General features: G+C 38.3%; 2 protein-coding genes. One reads left to right on the top strand and one right to left on the bottom strand.

Features of this window, described 5'->3' with window-relative positions:
- Positions 1–186, bottom strand: a 186-nt coding sequence (locus ACYVTD_RS13535; RefSeq protein ID WP_461248261.1) for a hypothetical protein, incomplete at its 3' end; no start/stop codon positions are given.
- Between the two features lie 187 nt (positions 187–373).
- Between ACYVTD_RS13535 and ACYVTD_RS13530 the strand changes: the two genes are divergently transcribed.
- Positions 374–1,136 (top strand): hypothetical protein (locus tag ACYVTD_RS13530; protein ID WP_461248260.1); only part of this gene is annotated, 763 nt, incomplete at its 3' end.

Below are 1,136 nucleotides of genomic sequence, written 5' to 3'. Positions count from 1 at the left end.
CGCATAAACGCTAGCTTCACACATCCTATCGAGTGCCTGCTCTAAGTCTTTTTTCGTGGCAACACACTCAAGCACAATCCTACCATTTCTAGTCTCTAAAACGACAGGCTTCATTGCGCGCAAACGCACTTCCTCAAGCCCAGATAAATCTTCATTTTCTATAGCCAGCCTAATATTTTTCGGCAAGCACTCCAATACTTCGTAGATAGTTATCACCTCGTAAAAATAGTCTTAGGCTATACTATGCGTCACGAAAGCGAAAAATACCAGAAAAGGTATTGACATTTTTTTCCATTTATGTTATAATTAAGTTAACGTCATGTTAATTTTATGTTAAATTATACATAGTATAAATACAAAAAGGGGAGATTTTGTGTTTAAAAAACTTTCTAACTTAGGTTTATCGCTCATCGTCCTATCGCTAACAACCACAACCGCTTTCGCATCTCTTAAAACAGTCGAATCAAATGGCAAGACCGTTCCAGCAGTATATTATGGAACAACAGTAGGCGACAAAACCGAGTTAACTCTAAACGAAACTGGAATTAAAGATGTTTATAAACTAGAAACTGTTCTATACTATAACGGCAGCCTAGCGGGTCTCCAAATTGATGTAGATTTCGATGAAACCGTTTTAGAGCTTGTAAAACCTAACGGTTCAAAAGCAAACCAAACCATCGGGCTAGCGGATGCATACATACCTAACGACTTCACAGACAAATGGGCAACTCCAGCAAGATTCGATGGCGACTTATATCCAAAATACGACAAAACGATGCTAAACGCATTTGGCGACAACCAGGATGGATACTTTTCAATTCATTACTTGACAAAAACTAATGTGAATGAAAAATTCAATCCAACAAGCGAACAAAAATTAGTTAATAACAACGATTTAATTTGTCCTAAAGGCGGTCTCATCCTGGGCAATACATATTTCAAACTAAAATCCGGCAAAAGCGTAAAAGACATTAAAGAAACAACATTTAAGAAAAACGAAGCACTAGCCAAAAAACTTCATGTTTGGCATCCAAACGCAGCGTATAGCGATTCAAAATCTATAGAAAACCGCATCGAAGCATCCGGCGCAGACATCATCGCCCCATACGGTTCAGTCGAGAGCGCAACTTATAACT

Source organism: Treponema sp. R6D11, from assembly GCF_054786075.1.
The sequence above is the reverse complement of the archived record's forward strand: the minus strand, read 5'-3'. Positions and strand labels throughout refer to the sequence as shown.